General features: G+C 69.2%; 15 protein-coding genes. 12 read left to right on the top strand and 3 right to left on the bottom strand.

The features are described from left to right. Positions 1-136: 136 nt before the first annotated feature. On the top strand, positions 137-973 hold the full coding sequence (locus ABE485_RS06860) for a TlpA family protein disulfide reductase (RefSeq protein ID WP_346514448.1): 837 nt from the start codon (positions 137-139) through the stop codon (positions 971-973). Here ABE485_RS06860 and ABE485_RS06865 read toward each other — a convergent pair. Next, on the bottom strand, positions 942-2,156 hold the full coding sequence (locus ABE485_RS06865) for an alpha-hydroxy acid oxidase (protein ID WP_346514450.1): 1,215 nt from the start codon (positions 2,154-2,156) through the stop codon (positions 942-944). The genes ABE485_RS06860 and ABE485_RS06865 overlap by 32 nt on opposite strands. Positions 2,157-2,324: 168 nt before the next feature. Between ABE485_RS06865 and ABE485_RS06870 the strand changes: the two genes are divergently transcribed. The 4 genes from ABE485_RS06870 (at position 2,325) to ABE485_RS06885 (ending at position 6,124) form a co-directional block, all read left to right on the top strand. Next, complete coding sequence (locus tag ABE485_RS06870; protein WP_346514452.1) at positions 2,325-3,224, top strand: LysR family transcriptional regulator; 900 nt, start codon at positions 2,325-2,327, stop codon at positions 3,222-3,224. Between the two features lie 124 nt (positions 3,225-3,348). Then, positions 3,349-4,017, top strand: coding sequence for an RraA family protein (locus ABE485_RS06875; RefSeq protein ID WP_346514453.1), 669 nt, complete (start codon positions 3,349-3,351; stop codon positions 4,015-4,017). Next, on the top strand, positions 4,014-5,057 hold the full coding sequence (locus tag ABE485_RS06880) for a hydroxyacid dehydrogenase (RefSeq protein WP_346514454.1): 1,044 nt from the start codon (positions 4,014-4,016) through the stop codon (positions 5,055-5,057). Before ABE485_RS06875 ends, ABE485_RS06880 begins: the two co-directional genes overlap by 4 nt. A gap of 77 nt (positions 5,058-5,134) precedes the next feature. Then, positions 5,135-6,124: a tripartite tricarboxylate transporter substrate binding protein gene (locus ABE485_RS06885; protein ID WP_346514455.1), complete on the top strand. Its 990-nt coding sequence runs from the start codon at positions 5,135-5,137 to the stop codon at positions 6,122-6,124. A gap of 68 nt (positions 6,125-6,192) precedes the next feature. On the opposite strand, the gene argC is transcribed toward ABE485_RS06885, so the two are convergent. Continuing rightward, complete coding sequence (gene argC, locus ABE485_RS06890) at positions 6,193-7,125, bottom strand: N-acetyl-gamma-glutamyl-phosphate reductase (protein ID WP_346514457.1); 933 nt, start codon at positions 7,123-7,125, stop codon at positions 6,193-6,195. A 208-nt stretch (positions 7,126-7,333) separates the two neighbouring features. Here argC and ABE485_RS06895 point away from each other — a divergent pair, with 208 nt between their 5' ends. Further along, positions 7,334-8,230, top strand: coding sequence for a LysR family transcriptional regulator (locus ABE485_RS06895; protein ID WP_346514459.1), 897 nt, complete (start codon positions 7,334-7,336; stop codon positions 8,228-8,230). Positions 8,231-8,284: 54 nt separating this feature from the next. Here ABE485_RS06895 and ABE485_RS06900 read toward each other — a convergent pair whose 3' ends face one another. Continuing rightward, entirely contained in the window at positions 8,285-10,090 is a 1,806-nt protein-coding gene (locus ABE485_RS06900) for a chloride channel protein (protein WP_346514460.1), read from the bottom strand. Between the two features lie 82 nt (positions 10,091-10,172). On the opposite strand from ABE485_RS06900, the gene ABE485_RS06905 reads away from it, so the two are divergent. The 6 genes from ABE485_RS06905 to ABE485_RS06930 all read left to right on the top strand — a co-directional run bounded on the left by ABE485_RS06905 (position 10,173) and on the right by ABE485_RS06930 (position 15,272). Beyond that, positions 10,173-10,625 (top strand): MarR family winged helix-turn-helix transcriptional regulator, encoded by a 453-nt coding sequence (locus ABE485_RS06905; protein WP_346514462.1) that lies wholly within the window; start codon positions 10,173-10,175, stop codon positions 10,623-10,625. A gap of 95 nt (positions 10,626-10,720) precedes the next feature. Next, a complete protein-coding gene (locus tag ABE485_RS06910) occupies positions 10,721-11,884 on the top strand; it encodes an HPP family protein (protein ID WP_346514464.1) in 1,164 nt (387 codons plus the stop codon). Between the two features lie 57 nt (positions 11,885-11,941). Beyond that, the gene (locus tag ABE485_RS06915) at positions 11,942-13,381 is read left to right on the top strand and encodes a sensor histidine kinase (RefSeq protein WP_346514466.1); all 1,440 of its coding nucleotides are present in this window, start codon (positions 11,942-11,944) and stop codon (positions 13,379-13,381) included. Continuing rightward, complete coding sequence (locus ABE485_RS06920; protein WP_346514467.1) at positions 13,378-13,992, top strand: response regulator transcription factor; 615 nt, start codon at positions 13,378-13,380, stop codon at positions 13,990-13,992. The genes ABE485_RS06915 and ABE485_RS06920 overlap by 4 nt, the downstream gene beginning before the upstream one ends. 113 nt (positions 13,993-14,105) lie before the next feature. Further along, positions 14,106-14,594, top strand: a complete 489-nt coding sequence (locus ABE485_RS06925) for a GlcG/HbpS family heme-binding protein (RefSeq protein WP_346514469.1) — start codon at positions 14,106-14,108, stop codon at positions 14,592-14,594. Positions 14,595-14,723: 129 nt separating this feature from the next. Next, a complete protein-coding gene (locus ABE485_RS06930) occupies positions 14,724-15,272 on the top strand; it encodes a DUF3455 domain-containing protein (RefSeq protein ID WP_346514471.1) in 549 nt (182 codons plus the stop codon). Positions 15,273-15,281 lie beyond the last annotated feature (9 nt).

Genomic DNA, 15,281 nt, shown 5'->3' on the forward strand with positions numbered 1-15,281 from the left:
GGGCATTTAGCCGCGAGCCGGTATTTTAGCGTTCTTGCCGGGAAGTGCCGGCGCGGCGCCCGCCTGGACGCCGCGCGCCGCCTGCCGGCCGGGCGCGACATGCTAGGCTGGGGCCCCCCTTCCGAATGGATCCCGCATGCCCCCTGCCATCCGCATTGGCCCCCTGGTGTTTCCCGCCGAACTCGCGGTGCTGGCCGTCGCGGCCGCCCTTGCGCTGCTTGCCGCGCGCGTCCTGGACCGCAGGCCCCGGGCCGAACGCCGCGCCGACGTTTCCGGCGTCCTGTGGGGCGCCCTGATCGCCGGGCTGGCGGCGGCGCGGCTGGGCTTTGTCTGGGAATACCGCGACCAGTTCGCGCAGCATCCGCTGGGCATCCTGGACGTGCGCGATGGCGGCTGGTCCGGCACGCTGGGGCTGGCGGCGGCCTGGCTCTATGGCGTGACCGCCATGCTGCGGCGCACCGTGCCCCGGCCGGCCCTCTTGGGCGCCCTGGCCCTGGCCAGCGCGGCGTGGCTGGTCGGCGGACGGCTGCTCGCGCCCGCGGGAGAGCCCGCGCCTGCGCTGGCCGAACTGCAACTGCAGGCGCTGGACGGCACGCCGGCAGCCCTGTCCGCCTTTCATGGCAAACCGGCCGTGATCAATCTCTGGGCGAGCTGGTGTCCGCCCTGCCGCCGCGAAATGCCCGCCTTCGCCCGGGCGCAGGCCGCCCACCCGGACGTGCACTTCGTGTTCCTGAACCAGGGTGAAACGGCGCCGGAGATCGCCCGGTATCTGCAGGAACACGCCCCCGGGCTGCGCAACGTGCTGCGCGACCCTGCTGGCGCCGCCTCGCTCGACTTGAGCAACCGCGGCCTGCCCGCGACCCTGTTCCTGGACGCAGAGGGGCGGCTAGTCGATCTGCGGGTAGGCGAGCTGTCCGCAGCCACGCTGGCCCAGCGCCTGGTTACGCTGCGGGCGGCGGCGAGCGCTCCTTAGTCCGCAACAGCGGGCGAAGCGCATCCTCGCCCACGCGCCGCAGAAAGTCCGCATCCAGCTCCTGCAGATCCACCACGCCGAGCAGGCCCATATTGCGCCTGACCTCTTCGGCAATCAGCGCAATGGCGTGCGCCACGCCGCGCTGGCCGGCCACCGTCGCCGCATAATTGAACGGACGGCCGACGAACACGCACCGCGCTCCCAGCGCCATCGCCTTCAGCACGTCCGTTCCCCGCCGCACGCCGCTATCCAACATGACTTCCATGTCCCCCGCCGCGTCCACGATGGCAGGCAGGGCGTGCAGGGGCGACATGCTGCCATCCAGCTGCCGGCCGCCATGGTTGGACACGATGACAGCATCCATGCCCAGCGCGCGCGCGGCCCGCGCATCGTCCGGATGCAGGATGCCCTTCAACACCATCGGCCCCTTCCATCGCCGCCGGATGGCCGCCACGTGCTGCCAGTTCAGGTGGCCACGATCCGAGAAGTCGCGCAGCACGTTGGCGGACAGGATGGGGGCGCCGCGCGTCGCATAGTTGTTCTCGAAATGCGGCATGCCATGTCGCGCCAGCGTGCGCAGAAAGGTCCCGGCCAGCCATCGAGGATGCGTCAGCCCCTGCCACGCCAGGCCAAGGCTAGGCCGCAGCGGCGTCGAAAAGCCCGCCCGCACGTTGTTCTCGCGGTTGGCGGCGACCGGCGTGTCGACCGTCAGCACCAGCGTGTCCACCCCAGCCGCGGCGACCCGATCGATCAGCGCGTCGATCTGCGCCTGGTCGCCCGGCAGGTAGGCCTGGAACCAAGTGCCGGGCGCGGCCTCCATCACGGTTTCCAGGCGGATCAGGGAAGAGCCGCTCATGATGCAAGGCACGCCGGCATCGAATGCCGCGCGCGCCAGCACGACGTCGCCGCGATAGCTCGACAGCGCCGAAATTCCCATGGGCGCCACGCCCACGGGCGCGGCATATTCCCGGCCAAGCACCGTGCAGCGGGTGCTGCGGCCGGACACGTCCACCAACACCTTGGGACGGAATTCGTACTCGGCATAGGCGTCGCGGTTGGCGCGCTCGGACTGGCCGTCTTCGACCGCGCCCGACACATAGGCGTAGATGGGCCTGGGCAGCAGTTTTCTGGCGGCGGCTTCAAAGTCGTGCAGGCTGAGCATGCGGCGCAGCGGGTCTGACATGATGTGGCTCCTGGCAGCGCCCGGCGGCGGGGCCGCCGCGCGCAAGACGTCAGTAGAGGCGGATGACTATAGGCGCGGTTGAAGTTTGAATAAAGTGACTTTATTGATCCTGTTCACTACACTTTTATTCGCCCTCAACATCGGTTGGTCGATCCAGCCCGCCCACGCATGACGCTCAAACAGCTCGAGGCCTTCTACTGGGCCGCCACTTGCAAGAACTTTGCCATCGCGGCGAACCGGCTCAATATTTCGGTGTCGTCGCTGTCCAAGCGGATTGGCGAACTGGAATCCTCCATCGGCGCCGAACTCTTCAGCCGCAGCGCCCGCAGCGCCACGTTGACCGCGCTGGGCGAGCAACTCGTGCCGCACGCCAAGGACCTGCTTCGCAATGCCGACCAGTTCATGCAACAGGCCAGCAACAACCTCAGCTATTCCGGCCGCTGCCGCTTCGGAGCAGGCGAGCTGACCTCCCTGACCTGGATGGCCCGACTGATCGAAGTGATTCAGCAAGCGCACCCGAATCTTCTCGTCGAGCCCTTCGTGGGCGTGGGCGAACTGGTGGAGCGCGGACTCGAGGAAGGCGAGCTCGACTTCGCCGTGATCGCCGGCCCCTCGTCCCGGCCGTCGCTCGCTTCACGCGTGATCGGGAACGCACATTTCGAATGGGTGGCCTCGGCGCGGGCCGTGCCCGATCCCACGGCGCTCACGCCCGCCGACCTGCCCCGCCTGACGCTCATCACCCTGCCGCAAAGCTCCGGCGCGATCCGCATCCTGGACGACTGGCTGACCGAACAGCACGTGTCGCCGGGACGAAATCAATGCTGCAACAGCTGGGGCGGGATAGCGGCCATGCTGCGCCAGGGCCTTGGCCTTGGCTTCCTGCCTGCTGCCTGGGCGCGCATCCTGATCCAGCGCGGCGACTTGCAGCCGCTGCCGGGCTTCCCGCCGTTGCGGCCCCTGCTCTATACCTTCCAATGGCGACGCGACGATACGCGCCCCATGCTCGAAAGCCTGCGCGCGCACGCCGAAGCCTGCCTGGATTTCCACGCTCCCGCCGGGATGGTCTAGATCCCGGCAGGAAGCGCCCATTGATTTCCAAAAAGCGAACTTTTTGGCCGAAAATTATTCGCTTTATCTCCGAAAACACCCAGCGTAGAGTCGCCTCGAATCATCACCCAGGAGACAAAGCGCCATGCCGGAGTTCGGATTTACCCTGCAGGACTGCCCCGATGGTCCCAGCCGCGAGACCCTCGCGGCCTATCAAGGACTGGCAGTGGCCAACATCAGCGATGCCATGAGCCGCGGCACGGGCACATCGGCCCTGCGCCCCATGCACCGCACCCGCCGCATCCTGGGCCGCGCCTACACGGTGCGCACGCGGCCGGGCGACAACCTGATGGTGCACAAGGCCATCGATTCCGCACAACCCGGCGACGTGATCGTGGTCGACGCGGGTGGCGACATGAGCAATGCCATCATCGGTGAAATCATGGTTGGATGGGCTGCCAAACGCAGGCTGGGCGGCTTCGTGATCGACGGCGCCATCCGCGACAGCGAAACGATCGGCCAAGGCGATTTTCCCGTCTACGCGCGCGGTGTTGCACACCGCGGCCCGTACAAAGATGGCCCGGGCGCCATCAACGTGCCGGTAACAATCGACGGCATGGTGGTACTGCCCGGCGACCTGCTGGTGGGCGATGCCGACGGACTGCTGGCCATCCGGCCCGACGAGGCGCCCGCCATCGCGGCCCGCGTGCGCGCCATCGCCGAATCCGAAGCCCGCGTGCTGCAGGACATCGAGCGCGGAACGCTGGACCGCGCCTGGGTCGACGCCACGCTCAAGGCGCGGGGCGTACTGTGAGCGCGGCCGCGCCCCACCCGCCAGCCAGGCTCTGCCGCCTGGACCTGTGGCTCAATCCGGTGTTCGACGAGATCATCGGCGGCACGGCGGGTATCTCGCTGTCGGTGCTGCCGGCCAGGGGCGACGATGCCCGCACGCTGGCCGGCTTGAAATCGGCCCATGCCTACCATGTGTCTGCCGCCAAGGACGAGCTCCCGCGTCAGTGGTTCGTCAACGCCGACCTCATCGCGCAGTGCCCCGACCTGGTGTGCGTGTCGTCGGGCGGCGCGGGCTACGACACGATCGACGTGGCGGCGTGCACCGCGGCCGGCATCGCGGTGGTCAATCAGGCAGGCGGCAACGCGGAGTCCGTGGCCGAGCACACATACGCGCTGCTTCTGGCCGTGCAGCGGCGCGTGGTGGAATCGCATGACCGCCTGCGTCACGACACGGGCTTCACGCGCGAGGACCTGATGGGCCATGAAATCCATGGCGGCGTCATCGGTCTGGTGGGCATCGGAAAGATCGGCACGTGCGTCGCCCGCATCGCGCGAGGCTTCGGCCTGCGCGTGATCGCGCATGATCCGCTGCTGGACGCCGACACCATCCGCAGCCGTGGTGCAGAGCCCGTGACGCTGGATGAACTGCTGGCGCAGTCCGACGTCGTGTCGCTGCATTGCCCGCTGGACGCCTCCACGCGCGGCCTGGTCGGCGCGCGGGCCTTCGCGGCCATGAAACGCGGCGCGGTGTTCATTTCGACGGCGCGCGGCGGCATCCACGACGAAGCCGCGCTGTACGACGCCCTGCGCGGCGGGCATCTGCGCGGCGCGGGGCTGGACGTATGGGAACAGGAGCCGCCCGACCGCGCCGCCCCCCTGCTGGGTCTGGCCAACGTCGTCGCCACCTTCCACACCGCCGGCGTAACGCACGAAGCTCGACGCAATGTGGCCCGCTCGTCGGCCACGCAACTGGCCGCGATGCTGCGCGGCGAACGCCCGCCCCAACTCGTGAATCCGGAAGTCTGGCCCCTGGCCGCCAAGCGCATCGCCAACCTGAAATAACAGTGCGGAATGCGCGTCTGTTCGTGCCGAAAGGCCCGACAAACGCCAAGCCGCCAAAACTTACATAGGAGACAACCATGCAACAACAAAACAAGCGCCGGACGCTGCGCGCCCTGGCCACCCTGCTGGCAGGCGCCGCCCTGTTTACCGGCGCCGCGCAGGCGGCCGGCTATCCCGACCGTCCAATCAACCTGATCGTGTCCTACGGCCCGGGCGGCGGCACGGACCTGGTGGCGCGGATGATGGCGCCCTACCTGCAAAAGTACCTGGGCGGCGATGCGCGCATCGTCGTGCTGAACCGCCCCGGCGCGGGCGGCGCCATCGGGTTTGCCGAATTGGCCCGCGCCCAGCCCGACGGCTACACCATCGGCTTCATCAACACGCCCAACCTGTTGACGATCCCCATCGAACGCAAGACCAGCTTCACCTGGCAGAGCTTCGACCTGCTTGGCAATTTGATCGACGATCCCGGCGCCTTCTCGGTCCTGAACGACAACCCGCTCAAGAACTTGGCCGACCTGTCCGCCTTTGCCAAAAAGAATCCTGGCAAGGTCACCGTGGGCACCACGGGCACCGGTTCGGACGATCACCTGGCCATGCTGCGCTTTGAACGCGCATCCGGCACGAAGCTCAGCCATATCCCCTATAAGGGCGCGGGCGAAGTGCGCGGCGCATTGGCGGGCGGTGAAATCACGATCGGCGCCATCAACGTGGGCGAAGCGCTCCAGTACCAGAAAGGCGGCACGCCCCTGCGCTTCCTGGGCCAGATGGGCAAGACGCGTTCGGCGGCGCTGCCGGACGTGCCCACCTTCAAGGAGCAGGGATACGATTTCGAGTTGGCATCACTGCGCGGCCTGGCCGCGCCCAAGGGCCTGCCCGACGACGTGCGCACGAAGCTTGTCTCCGCGCTAAAGCGCACGGTGGACGATCCCGAGTTCCAGGCCAAGGCCAAGGACATGTTCGCCCCGCTACGGTATTTGCCGCCCGCGGATTACGCCAAGGAACTGGCCGCCGGCGAAGCGGCGTTCCAGCAGCTTTGGAAGGAAGCGCCGTGGCTGGACAAGTGATCGTCCGAAGCTGGCCCGGCGCACGCTGACCATGACGCGGGCCGTCCTTGGGCCCGCGCCATGCATCCCTAGCCGATCGCGGCCAGCATCAGATCCAGGTTCTGCACCGCCGCACCGGACGCGCCCTTGCCCAGGTTGTCGAACACGGCCGTCAGCAGCACTTGCCCGTGCTCTTCATTGCCGTAGACGCCCAGGCGCAGGTCATTGGTGCCGTTGAGCGCCTGCGGATCCAGGTGCGTGTGCTGTGCTGCGTCCTCGCGGCCGACCACCTGCACATGGTGCGCGCCGGCGTAGTGCCGCAGCAGGCAATCGTGCAGCGCCGCGGCGTCCACGCCTGCGGGCAGCAGACGCAGATGCAGGGGCACGGTCAGGACGATGCCCTGGCGGAAGGCGCCGTAGGACGGCACGAACACCGGACGCTGCGTAAGGCCCGCATGCCGCTCGATCTCGGGCGTGTGCTTGTGGGCCAGGCCCAGTCCATACAGCTGGAAGGCCGGACCCCGCGCGCCTTCCGGCGCTTCATAGGCGTCCACGCTGGCGCGGCCGCCGCCCGAGTACCCGGACACCGCATGCACGACCAGGGGATAGTCCGCCGGCACCAGTCCGGCCTGCACCAGGGGCCGCAGCAGGGCGATCGCGCCGGTGGGGTAGCAGCCGGGATTGCTTACGCGCCGGGCGTTGGCGATGCGTTCGGACTGTCCTTCGCTCATCTCCGGAAAGCCATACACCCAGCCCGCGTCGGTGCGGTGGGCGGAACTGGCGTCGATGACGCGCACCTTCGGGTTGACCACGGACGCGGCGGCCTGCCGGGCCGGCTCGTCGGGCAGGCACAGGATCGCGATATCGCTCGCATTGATGGCCTCGGCGCGCCGTTCGGGATTCTTGCGGTCGGCGTCGGGCAGCGTCAGCAGGCGCAGGTCGCCGCGCCCATGCAGGCGTTCATGGATCTGCAGGCCGGTCGTGCCCTGGTCGCCGTCGATGAATACTAGGGGTTTGGTCATGATGCTGTCCGCAAAGGTCGGAGTTGCCTGATCCGCTCAGGAAGGCCTTCATCATCGATCCGGCATCCTGATAAGAAAAGTCGAATATCATGACCATCCAGTTCAGCTTTTCTGAATAATGGCGTCTTTTGGCCAAAACGGGGGCACGCTCAGGCCGGTCGGCCCGCCGCCGCTCTGCCCAAGACCGCAGATCCAACCGGAAATTCCCATGCGAGAAATCAGCCTGGACCGCCTGCGCACCCTGGTCGCGATCGCCGACCTCGGCTCGTTCGCCGACGCCGCGCGCGCCCTGCACCTGGCGCCGCCCACCGTCAGCCTGCACGTATCGGACCTGGAATCCCGCGTGGGCGCGCCGCTGCTCACGCGCAGGCGCGGCCAGGTCAGGCCCACCGCCATCGGCGACACGCTGCTGGAACGCGCCCGGCGGCTGCTCGCCGAGGCCGACCAAGCCCTGGACGACGTGCAGCGGCAGGTGCAGGGCCTGGCCGGCCGCGTGCGGCTTGGGGCGTCCACGGGCGCCATCGCGCACCTGCTGCCTCAGGCGCTGGAGACGCTCGGCAGGGACCACCCCGGCATCGACGTGCAGGTGGCGGTGCTGACTTCCCAGGAAACCTTGTTGCGGCTGGCCGATGGCACGCTGGACGTGGGGCTGGTGGCCCTGCCCCAGCCGCCGCTTGACGGCCTGGTGCTGCGCCAGTGGCGGCGGGATCCGGTGATGGCCTTCCTGCCCGCGGCCTGGAAAGCGCCCGCGCGCCTGACGCCGGCCTGGCTGGCGGAACGGCCGCTGATCCTGAACGATGCGAGCACACGGCTGTCGCGCCTGACGGCCGAATGGTTCGCGGCCGCCGGGCTCAATCCCCGCGCCCGCATTCAGCTCAACTACAACGACGCCATCAAGAGCCTGGTGGCCGCCGGCTACGGCGCCACCCTGCTTCCGCACGAAGCCACCGCGCCGCAGCCGGATCCGCGCATCGTCATGCGGCCGGTGCGGCCCGCGCTGTGGCGCCCGCTCGGCATCGCGCACCGCGCCGGACAGGTCGAACGGGCCACGCAGCACGTGCTGGATGTGCTTTGGGAGCTGCGGGCGGCGTCGGCGGGGAATTGACGCGGATTGTTGCGGCATCTGGTGTCTCGATCGGAGTCTGACACCAGATCTTGGCTACCCTGCCTTGCCCACCCGCTTCGCCGCCGGCGCGCCCATGCGGAAGTACGCCGCGCGCTGGCTTTCCTCGCGCAGCCGCCGAGCGCGGGACCGGAACAGGTCCTTGCGGCCCACGATGCCCAGCAGGCGTCCGCTGGCGCGATCCACGATGGGCACCCTGCCCGCGCCGGACAGGGCCATGCGGTCCGCGATCTGGCTGGCCAGCTCGTCGGGATGGCCCTGCACCAGTTCCCGGCCGGCCAGCGCGTCGGCCAGCGTGCGTTCGTCGTGCTCGCTGTCCAGCGCCCACGCCAGAGTGTCGGCACGCGTAACCTCGCCCACCACGACGCCCTGCGCGTCCAGCACCGGGTAGCTCGTGTGCACGGGCTGCGCGGTCGTGAAATGCGCGATGGCCTGCGCCACCGTCAACGTGTCGGGCAAGGTCTGCACGGGCGTCGTCATCACGTCGGCCACGCGCAGCAGATCGAAAGGATCGACCCGATACTCGCGGCTGATATGGTGGCCGCGCCGCGCGATCTTCTCGGTCAGGATGGAACGCTTGAGCAGCAGCACCGTCACGCCGTAGGCGAAGACGCAGGCCGACAGCACCGGCAGCAGCGCGCCGATGTTGCCGGTGAGCTCCACCGCGAACAGCGTGGCGGTCAGCGGGGCGCGCATCGTGCCGCCCATCATCGCGGCCATGCCCACCAGGGCCCAGAATCCCGGATCGGCCTGCGGCAGCCAGGGCGACGCCAGCGCGCCCAGCGCGCCGCCGAAGATCAGCAGCGGCGCCAGCACGCCGCCCGACGTGCCCGAGCCCAGCGCGATCGACCAGATCGCAACCTTGACCACCAGCAGCACCAGCACCGCCTGCAGGGCCAGGTCTCCCGCCAGCATGTGGCGGATGTTGTCGTAGCCCACGCCCAGCGCGGCCGGTTCGATCAGCCCGCCGATGCCGATGGCCAGGCCGCCGATCGCCGGCCACCACATCCAGTGGATGGGCAGTTTTTCAAAGAGGTCTTCGGCCGCGTACACCAGCGACGTCAGCACGCCCGAGCCCAGCCCCGCCAGCACGCCTACCGCCGCGCACGCCGCCAGGTGCCAGGGCGTGAAGGACAGCGCCCCCGCATACGCGAAGATCGGGCCGGGCTCCATGATGAATGCGCGCGTCGCGGCCGCCACCAGCGCCGCCATCGCCACCGGCAGAAAGCTGCGCGGCTTCCATTCGAACAGCAGCAGTTCCACCGCCAGCAGCACCGCCGCCAGCGGCGTCCCGAAAATGGCCGTCATGCCGGCCGCAGCGCCGGCCACCAGCAGCGTCTTGCGCTCGCCGTCGTCCAGGTGGATGGTTTGCGCCAGCAGCGATCCGATGGCGCCGCCCGTCATGATGATGGGCCCTTCCGCGCCGAACGGCCCGCCGGTGCCGATCGACACGGCCGACGACACCGGCTTCAGGACCGCCACCTTGGGCTGGATGCGGCTCTTGCCGATGAGGATCGCTTCCATGGCTTCGGGAATGCCGTGGCCGCGGATCTTCTCGGACCCGTAGCGCGCCATCAGGCCGATGATGAGACAGCCGACGACCGGGATGGCGACCGATCCCGGTCCCAGTTGGCCCGTCGTGATCGGCATGTCCGCGAAGGAAAACACGGCGTGATAGGCCACATTGGTGCACAGCGCGATCAGACGCAGCAGCAGCCAGGCGGCCGCGACGCTGGCCAGTCCGACCGGAATGGCCAGGCCCATCAGCAATACGACGCGGCGGTCGGTGGTGAAGTCGCCCAGCCGCAGGCCGGGACGGCCGGAGGAAGAATTGGAAGGCATGTTCGGGGAAAGGCGGGATCAACCGCGGGAAGTTTGAGAAATGTCATTTATATCGTATCACGACATATATTAGAATCGCGCGGTGACTCCCTCCCGCCCCCCTGCCCGCCCGTCTCCCGCCGACTATGAACTGTTGGCGGACTTCCGCTATGCACTGCGCAAGTTCGCGGCCTTCAGCGAAGGCGCGGCGGCGGAACTGGACCTGATGCCGCAGCAGCATCAGGCGCTGCTTGCCATCAAGGGCACCCGCAAGAGCGCGACCGGACGCCGCGGCCTTTATGTCGGAGAGATCGCCGAGCGCCTGCTGATCCGCCCGCACACGGCGGCGGAACTGGTGGGGCGCCTGGCGCGGCTGGACCTCGTCAGCCGCGAAGCCGATCCCGAAGACGGCCGCCGCGTCGAGGTCGTCCTGACGCCCAAGGCGGAACGCCTGCTGGAAAACCTGTCCGCGTCGCACCTGGAGGAACTGCAGGCCATGCGTCCGCTCCTGACGCGCCTGCTGGCCCGCATGGGCGACGACTCGGACCCGGCCTGACCCCTTTTTTGCGCATAAGCAAATACCTGGAAGCGATTAGCCTCGTGATAAATTGTCGTCCCGCGACATATTTGAGAGCGCGAGGAGAGACGGTTTTGGGAGTTGCAATCAAGCGCTGGCTGGGTTCGTTCGCGCCAGCGCCGGTGGGCGTCAACGGACGCGAAAAGCTTTATGGCGCGGTGGGCGCCCTGCTCGGGCTGTTCTGCACCGAATGGGTGGGCCGCCATGCGCTGGGCTCGGCCAACCCCTGGTTCATCGCCCCGATGGGCGCGTCCGCCGTGCTGCTGTTCGCCGCGCCCGCCAGCCCGCTCGCGCAGCCCTGGTCGCTGATGGCGGGCAACCTCGTTTCCGCGCTGATCGGCGTCTTCTGCGCCCAGTTCATTCCCGTGCCGGGCATTGCCGCGGCCGTCGCCGTGTCGCTGGCGATCGGCGCCATGTTCTCGCTGCGCTGCCTGCATCCGCCCAGTGGCGCGGTGGCGCTGACCGCGGTGCTGGGCGGGCCGTCGGTGGCCAGCCTGGGCTATGGCTTCGCACTGTGGCCGGTGGCCTTGAATTCCCTCATCCTGCTGTGCATCGCCGTGGTGTTCAACGGTGCGCTCAAGCGCAACTATCCGCGCCGCCACGCGGAACCGGCGGCCGGCCACAAGACGCGCGACCCCGTTCCCAGCGCGCGGCTGGGCTTTTCCCGCGCCGACCTGGACGAGGCGCTGAGCCAGCGCGGCGAATTGCTGGACATCAGCAAGGAAGACCTGGAAGAGATCGTGCTTGACGCCGAACTGCGCGCCAGCGTGCGGCGCTTTGGCGACGTGCGCTGCGCCGACATTATGTCGCGCGATGTGGTGTCGGTCATGGAAAAGGATCCGCTGGACTACGCGGTCCGGCTGTTCGACAAGCACCGCCTGCAGGCCCTGCCCGTGCTGGACTCGGCGGGCCGCTACGCCGGCATGGTCGCCCAGGGCGACGTGCTGGCGCGCAAGAGCCGGCTGGCGCCGGTGGCGGCCGCGGGCGAATCCGCGCCGGACCTGCTGGTGGGCGACTGCATGCGCAGCGAAGTGCCCTTCGCCACGCCGGGCCTGCCCGTCATCGAGCTGGCCCGCCCCATGTCCGACAGCCTGCATTGCGTGCCGGTGCTGGACGAGGCCCGCAACCTGCACGGCCTGGTGACGCAGTCGGACCTGGTGGCCGCGCTGTACCAGATGGCGGTGTCCGCCAGTTCCCAGCCGGCCGGCGACGCGCCGTCCCGCAAACTGGCGGCCTGACCCCTCCGTAGCCCTACGGATTCCGGCGCGCGCCGGCCGCAAGGCATAATTTCAGGCGTGAATCCCCTATCGCGCGCGCGCGCCTTTCTCTGCTGGCTGGTCCTGTTCGTTGTCGGCGCCCTATGGATCGGCCGGCAGGAATACGTGGACCAGCACGAGCGCTTTTTCCAGAGCACCAGCGTGGCCCAGCGCATGCTGAGCCAGAAGACGGTGCAGCACGAAGCCGTGCTGGCCACCCTGGCCGCGCTTTCGCACCCCCCGGCTCCCGAACGCCTCTATCCCAGCCTGCAGCCCGCCATGCCGCAGCTGCTGGGCCTGGGCCATCTGCCCGATGGCGTCTGGTCCGGCAGCGTGGCGCAGCCGCAAGGCCTGCCGGCCGCCGTCGAGCGCGCGCGCCAGCTCGGCCGGCCGGTCACCCTGCCCATCGACGACGCGCAGTATTGGCTGGTCGCGCCATCCGGCTGGAGCCTGCTGCTGGACGCGCGCCAACTGGTGCCGGCGGCGGACTTCCCGCCCGGGCTGGCCAACCTGACGCTTACGGTCGACCAGTCGCCCCTGACCTTGCTTGAAAAACAGCCGGACGACGCCGTGCCGGGCTGGACGCTGGCCCTGCAGAAGCCGCTGGGCGCGGCGAGCCAGCCTTTCCAGATGCGCAGCACGCGCACGCTGACGCCCCAGGCCTGGCCCTGGACCGCATGGCTGGCCTGGGCCGCGGCCAGCGCGCTGCTGGTGGCGGGCGCCGCAGCCTGGCAACGCTCGCGCGCCGTGGCGCGCCGCCAGCAGGAGCAGGTGCGCCTGGCGGCCATGGCGCGCCTGAGCACGCTGGGCGAAATGGCCGCCGGCATCGCGCACGAACTCAACCAGCCGCTGACCGCCATCCTGGCGCATACCCGCGCCGCGGAGCGCCTGCTCGACGACGAGGAAGAGCGCCCCACCGTGCGCCATGCCCTCCTGGCCAGCGCCGAACAGGCCCGGCGCGCCGCCGACATCATCAGCCGCATGCGCGCACTGGTGCAGCCCAGTTCCCCCGCGCGGCGCGAGGCCCTGGACCCCGACGCGCTCGTCGCATCGCTGCGCTTCCTGCGCGAGCCCGAACTGGCCCGGCAGGGAATCCGGCTGTCCTGGCACAACGCCAGTCCCGGCGCCCGCCCGCTGGGCGACCGCGTGGCGCTTGAGCAGATCCTGCACAACCTGGTGCAGAACGCCGCCGACGCGCTGGCCGGCGTCCAAGGGGTCCGCCAGATCTCGCTCGAGGGCCGTGCCGTGGACGGGAACTACCAATTCAACGTCAGCGACACGGGTCCCGGCATCGCGGCCGATGCGATGCCGCGCCTGTTCGCCCCCTTCTACACCACCCGCGCGCAAGGCATGGGCCTGGGCCTGGCGCTGTGCGACACGCTGGCCGGCTCCATGGACGGCCGCATCGCCGCGCGCAACCTCAGCCCGGCGGGCGCCTGCTTCACCGTCAGCCTGCCGCGCGCCGGAGCCGCCGCATGAATCCCAACGATCATTCCCCGCTGGTCTACCTGGTGGACGACGACGACGCGGTGCGCGACGGCCTGGCGCTGCTGCTGCGCAGCGTCGGCCTGCGCAGCGCGGGCTTTGCCGACCCCATGGAATTCCTGGACGCCCTGACGCAGTCCGCGATCGGCTGCGTCGTGCTGGACATCCGCATGCCCGGCATCAGCGGCCTGGACGTGCTGGCGCAGTTGGCCGAACGCTCGGACCTGCCGGTCGTCATGCTGACGGGCCACGCCAACGTGGACCTGTGCCGCCGCGCCTTCAAAGGCGGCGCCATGGAGTTCCTGCAGAAGCCGGTGGACGACGACGTCTTCCTGGACGCCGTGCAGGCAGCCGTGCGCACGCACATCGCCAGCCGCGAACGGCTGGCCGTCACGCAGGCGGCGGCCGACCGCCTGGCGCGTCTGTCCGGGCGCGAGCACGAGGTCCTGGAACGCATCGTCCAGGGCATGAGCAACAAGGAAATCGCCCGCGAATTCGACCTGTCGCCGCGCACCGTCGAAACCTACCGGGCCAACGTGTTCGCCAAGCTGGAAGCGGAGTCGCTCGCGCAGCTCATTCGCCAGTACGCGACCCTGCTCGACTGAACCGGCCTCCGTAACGCTACGGAGGCGCGCGCGTAGTCGGGCGTATACCGCCCGGACGGCCTTTTGGCCACACTGTCTGTTCCTATCGCACCACCCCAACAAGGATGCAGACCATGAACAAATTCGCGCTCGCCGCCCTGACCTCCACCCTGGCCTTCGCCGGCGCCGCCCACGCCGCCGTGCTGAGCGAAAGCAATCTGTCGATGGCCGACGCGCAGAAGCTCGCCACCGCTACCGTCGCGGCCTGCCAGGCCAAGGGCTACAACGTCAGCGCGTCGGTCGTTGACCGCGCCGGCCTGCTCAAGGCCTTCGCGCGCGCCGACAACGCCGGCCCGCACACCATCGAGGCCAGCCGCGCCAAGGCCTTTACCGCCGTGTCGGCCAAGACGCCCACGCTGACCATGATGGAAAACGCGCAGAAGAATCCGGGCGCGGCCAACCTGACCGACATCCCGGGCTTCCTGCTGCTGGGCGGCGGCGTGCCCGTCAAGGCGGGCAACAGCGTGATCGGCGCCATCGGCGTGGCCGGCGCGCCCGGCGGCAACCTGGACGCCCAGTGCGCTGACACCGTGCTGGAAGAAAACGCCGCGCTGTTCAAGTAAATCGCCGCGCCGGGGCAAAAAAATAATTGCCCCGGCCTGCATCCAACAGCGGCTCCCGCGTGTAGTACCTGCAACGGCGCGCATTCCGTGCGCCGTTGCCTCAGATTCCTACTCCGCAGGAGACCGCTCATGACGACTCGCCCCACCCCCGCCACCGGCCTTTTCGCCGCCGCCCTGCTGGCCACTTGCGGCATGCTGCAAGCCTCGCCGGCCAAGGCAGCCTCGCAAGATGCCCTGCCCGCCCCCGTCCAGGTACCCGCCGGCCACAAAGTTGCCTGGGAAACCGTGGGCACGGGCGACATCACCTATGAATGCCGCGCCAAGGCCGACGCCAAGGACCAGGTGGAATGGGTCTTCGCCGGTCCGAAGGCGGTCCTGAAAGACCGCCAGGGAAAGCAAGTCGGCACCTACTATGGCCCGCCCGCCACCTGGGAAGCCGCTGACGGCTCCAAGCTGACCGGCACGCAGGTCGCCGTGGCGCCCGCCGGCGCGGGCAACCTGCCCTATCAACTGGTCAAGGCCAACCCCGCCATGGGCGCCGGCGCCTTGACCGGCGTCGCCTACATCCAGCGCACGGCGCTCAAGGGCGGCGTGGCGCCCCAGACGCCTTGCACCAAGGCCGGCCAACGCAGCCAGGTGTCGTACCAGGCCGACTACATCTTCTGGAAGGCTGACTGACACTCGGCG

The sequence above is a fragment of the Achromobacter spanius genome, assembly GCF_039673305.1.
In the GTDB taxonomy this organism is placed as follows: Bacteria; Pseudomonadota; Gammaproteobacteria; order Burkholderiales; family Burkholderiaceae_B; genus Achromobacter; species Achromobacter spanius_F.

What these genes read in the sequence shown, in the direction of transcription:
- ABE485_RS06860 (WP_346514448.1), top strand. Translation starts at nt 137, where the DNA reads ATGCCCCCTGCCATCCGCATTGGCCCCCTGGTGTTTCCCGCCGAACTC.
- ABE485_RS06865 (WP_346514450.1), bottom strand. Translation starts at nt 2,156, where the DNA reads ATGTCAGACCCGCTGCGCCGCATGCTCAGCCTGCACGACTTTGAAGCC.
- ABE485_RS06870 (WP_346514452.1), top strand. Translation starts at nt 2,325, where the DNA reads ATGACGCTCAAACAGCTCGAGGCCTTCTACTGGGCCGCCACTTGCAAG.
- ABE485_RS06875 (WP_346514453.1), top strand. Translation starts at nt 3,349, where the DNA reads ATGCCGGAGTTCGGATTTACCCTGCAGGACTGCCCCGATGGTCCCAGC.
- ABE485_RS06885 (WP_346514455.1), top strand. Translation starts at nt 5,135, where the DNA reads ATGCAACAACAAAACAAGCGCCGGACGCTGCGCGCCCTGGCCACCCTG.
- argC (WP_346514457.1), bottom strand. Translation starts at nt 7,125, where the DNA reads ATGACCAAACCCCTAGTATTCATCGACGGCGACCAGGGCACGACCGGC.
- ABE485_RS06895 (WP_346514459.1), top strand. Translation starts at nt 7,334, where the DNA reads ATGCGAGAAATCAGCCTGGACCGCCTGCGCACCCTGGTCGCGATCGCC.
- ABE485_RS06900 (WP_346514460.1), bottom strand. Translation starts at nt 10,090, where the DNA reads ATGCCTTCCAATTCTTCCTCCGGCCGTCCCGGCCTGCGGCTGGGCGAC.
- ABE485_RS06920 (WP_346514467.1), top strand. Translation starts at nt 13,378, where the DNA reads ATGAATCCCAACGATCATTCCCCGCTGGTCTACCTGGTGGACGACGAC.
- ABE485_RS06925 (WP_346514469.1), top strand. Translation starts at nt 14,106, where the DNA reads ATGAACAAATTCGCGCTCGCCGCCCTGACCTCCACCCTGGCCTTCGCC.
- ABE485_RS06930 (WP_346514471.1), top strand. Translation starts at nt 14,724, where the DNA reads ATGACGACTCGCCCCACCCCCGCCACCGGCCTTTTCGCCGCCGCCCTG.